The sequence below is a fragment of the Actinoalloteichus spitiensis RMV-1378 genome (assembly GCF_000239155.1).
In the GTDB taxonomy this organism is placed as follows: Bacteria; Actinomycetota; Actinomycetes; order Mycobacteriales; family Pseudonocardiaceae; genus Actinoalloteichus_B; species Actinoalloteichus_B spitiensis.
The window spans coordinates 1-3508 of sequence record NZ_AGVX02000073.1 but is presented as its reverse complement, the minus strand read 5'-3'; the positions used below and the strand labels follow the sequence as shown (position 1 = coordinate 3508).

Here is a 3508-nt window from a genome sequence, read left to right as displayed (position 1 = left end):
GGCCAGCCGCCACTCGGTGCCCCCGAAGGCGGTTGCTGACCGTGGGACCCCGGCTGTCCACCGGGCGGTCCGGGTTGCTGTGGCGGGACGGACATCTGCTCTTCTCCTCGGGGAGGCGGCTGTTCTCCGCGATCGGCGACTCGGTGCGCGTCGCCGCGCACCACGCAACCTAGCGGTGACGGCCGGTGCTCAGGAGCGTTCTCCCCGTGAAGGGTCGGATGACGCCGGACACGTCCGACCCGGCCGGCCTGCGCCCCGCCGGGCTCTCGGGTCACCGGAACGGCGGAAGGCCGCGACGAGGGAACGTCGCGGCCTTCGCGGGAGGGCTCCGGGTGGGGGCGGACGAACCCGCCCCCACCGCCTCAGTAGTCCAGGTTGTTCAGCTCGTCGAGCTGCCGCTGCATCTCCTCGAGCTCGCTGCCGAAGTCCGGAATCTCCGGCATGTCCATGTCGCCCAGGTCACCCATGTCCAGGCTGCCCGGGTCGAAGTCGGGGATGTCCAGGTCGCCCGGATCCATGTCGGGGACGTTCGGCGTGTTGGGCGTGCTGTCCCTGGTCGGCTCCGGTATTCCGCACAGCAGCCAGGCGTCGTCCTCCTTGGTGAGGGGGGCGCTCAGCTCCATGTCGTTGAACATCTCCATCATCGGGGCGGCGTCCCCGCCCACCCCGGAGATGTTCAGGGTGACGATCGCCCTCGCGTTGGTCTCGTCGACCTCCTCGACGCGCACCAGCGACCAATCCGCTGTGGCGTTCGCGAGCTCCGGCGGCACATCCGCGTTCTGCGAGGGGTCGAGGTCGGTGATGATGGTCTCGATCTGCTCGCGGTGCGCGCCGCAGCTCAGGTCCGCGAGCCGCTGCGTGTCGTTGTCGTTCATCGCGGCGACCGCGCTCTCCGCGACCGCCTGCGGGGTGCTGTTCGACCCGCCGCCGCCCAGGACGATGACGAGGACGACGACCAGACCGACGACGAGGACACCCCCGCCGGCGAGGATCCACGGCAGCGGGCTCTTCTTCTGGGGGCCGCCGGGACCCTGCGGTCCGCCCGGGCCGGGCTGGGCGGGGAACCCGCCGCTGGGCGGCCCGAACGGGGGCTGCCCGCCGGGCGGGGGCCCGTAGGGGCCCTGCGGCCCCGGCTGACCCTGCGGAGGCATACCGCCCTGGGGCCAGCCGCCCTGCTGCCCTGGCTGGCCCTGGGGTGGCATACCGCCGGGGGGCGGCTGCTGGCCCCAGCCGGGCTGCCCGCCGTAGGGGTCGGGCTGGTTGGGCGGGACGGACATGGCTTACTCCTTGTGACACTGGACCACTGGGGGCGACGGGCGGGCGGGCCGCACGTCGGCGGGCGGGGTGCGACGTTCCAGGGCGAACCGAAGTCCACCGGATCGGAGGAAGAACGCGCGCAGCACGGTACCCGCCAGCGATCGACCTCGGGGCGGGAACGGGAGAACTCGTCCCCGGAGGTGGCGGAGAGTGACGTACGGGACACCCGCCCGGCCTGTGGATCATTACCAACCGGGCTGATCGCCGGTACCGTGGACTCCACCAGTACGGGAGGAGGTGCCGAGATGGACCATGACCGTCCCGGCAGCCAGCCTGAGCCAGGCGGCACACGGCAGACCGACGGTGAAGATGTCGAGTTGACGGCGCAGATCCGATTCCTGGAAGACGAGGTGGCGCTGCTGCGCCGCAAACTGACCGAGTCACCTCGCCACAACCAGCTGTTGGAGCAGCGGCTGGCCGAGGCGTCCAACCGCATCAACCAGTTGACCGAACGCAACGCCAAGCTGGTGGAGACCCTGAAGGAGGCCCGCGGGCAGCTGCTCGCCCTCCGCGAGGAGGTCGACCGGCTGGCGCAGCCGCCGAGCGGTTACGGGGTGTTCCTCCGGGCTTACGAGGACGGCACCGTCGACGTCTTCACCGCGAGTCGACGGATGCGCGTCGCGGTCTCACCGGCGGTGGAGGCCGCCGAACTGAGCCTGGGGCAGACCGTCCGGCTGAACGAGGCCCTCACCGTGGTGGAAGCGGGGGACTTCGAACGTACCGGTGAGCTGTGCACCCTCCGGGAGGTCCTGGCGGAGGAGCAGGAGGGGCTGCCCCGGCGGGCACTCGTGGTCGGGCACACCGACGAGGAACGGGTGGTCTGGCTTTCCACCCCGTTGGCCGAGTCGAAGCTCAAGTCCGGTGACTCCCTGCTGGTGGACGGCAAGGCTGGATACGCCTATGAGCGCGTCCCCAAGGCCGAGGTGGAGGACCTCGTCCTGGAGGAGGTCCCCGACGTCCGCTACGAGGACATCGGCGGGCTGGGACGTCAGATCGAGCAGATCCGCGACGCCGTGGAGCTGCCGTTCCTGCACGCGGGGCTCTTCCACGAGTACGAACTGCGGCCTCCGAAGGGTGTCCTGCTGTACGGACCGCCCGGCTGCGGGAAGACCCTGATCGCGAAGGCGGTCGCCAACTCGCTCGCCAAGCAGGTCGTGGTGGCGCAGGGCGGGGAGGCCGGGCAGGCGAAGTCGTACTTCCTCAACATCAAGGGGCCCGAGCTCCTGAACAAGTTCGTGGGGGAGACGGAGCGCCACATCCGGCTGATCTTCCAACGCGCCAGGGAGAAGGCATCCGAGGGCACGCCCGTGATCGTCTTCTTCGACGAGATGGACTCGATCTTCCGCACCAGGGGCAGCGGAGTCTCCTCCGATGTCGAGACGACGATCGTGCCGCAGCTGCTGAGCGAGATCGACGGGGTCGAGGGGCTGGAGAACGTCATCGTGATCGGTGCCTCCAACCGGGAGGACATGATCGACCCCGCCATCCTGCGGCCGGGCCGGCTGGACGTGAAGATCAAGATCGAGCGGCCGGACGCGGAGGCGGCGCAGGACATCTTCTCCAAGTACCTGACGCCGAGTCTGCCCATCCACGCCGACGACCTGGCCGAGTTCCAGGGGGACAAGGCGGCGTGCATCGACGCGATGATCCAGCACACCGTGGAACGCATGTACGCGGAGAGCGACGAGAACCGTTTCCTCGAGGTCACCTACGCCAACGGTGACAAGGAGGTCCTCTACTTCCGCGACTTCAACTCGGGGGCGATGATCCAGAACATCGTCGACCGGTCGAAGAAGGCGGCCATCAAGTCCGTGCTGGAGACCAAGCAGCCCGGGCTCCGGGTCCAGCACCTGTTGGACGCGATCGTCGACGAGTTCGCCGAGAACGAGGACCTGCCCAACACCACCAACCCGGACGACTGGGCACGCATCTCGGGCAAGAAGGGTGAGCGCATCGTCTACATCCGAACCCTGGTGACCGGGAAGAACCAGGACGCCGGGCGGGCGATCGACACCGCGACCAACACCGGTCAGTACCTCTGAGAGCACACCACCGGTGACGGGGGGTCTCCGGCCAACGGCCGGAGACCCCCCGTCACCCGTTGGACCGTGGGGAGCGCGGTGGAGACCGCCTCCGGCGGCCCACGGGGGGTCTCCGCCGTCGGCGGCCCGAATTCCGCGGTGGGCGGGGT

2 protein-coding genes are annotated in these 3508 nt (G+C 69.6%); one reads left to right on the top strand and one right to left on the bottom strand.

Going from position 1 to position 3508, the window contains the following annotated elements:
• Window positions 1-362 precede the first annotated feature (362 nt).
• Window positions 363-1277, bottom strand: a complete 915-nt coding sequence (locus tag ACTIDRAF_RS33565) for an Rv0361 family membrane protein (RefSeq protein WP_016697371.1) — start codon at window positions 1275-1277, stop codon at window positions 363-365.
• Window positions 1278-1562: 285 nt separating this feature from the next.
• On the opposite strand from ACTIDRAF_RS33565, the gene arc reads away from it, so the two are divergent.
• Window positions 1563-3359: a proteasome ATPase gene (gene arc, locus ACTIDRAF_RS0203695; RefSeq protein WP_016697370.1), complete on the top strand. Its 1797-nt coding sequence runs from the start codon at window positions 1563-1565 to the stop codon at window positions 3357-3359.
• The last annotated feature ends 149 nt before the right edge of the window (window positions 3360-3508 follow it).

Coding starts and splice junctions, on each gene's coding strand:
- arc (WP_016697370.1), top strand. CDS start 1,563: ATGGACCATGACCGTCCCGGCAGCCAGCCTGAGCCAGGCGGCACACGG.
- ACTIDRAF_RS33565 (WP_016697371.1), bottom strand. CDS start 1,277: ATGTCCGTCCCGCCCAACCAGCCCGACCCCTACGGCGGGCAGCCCGGC.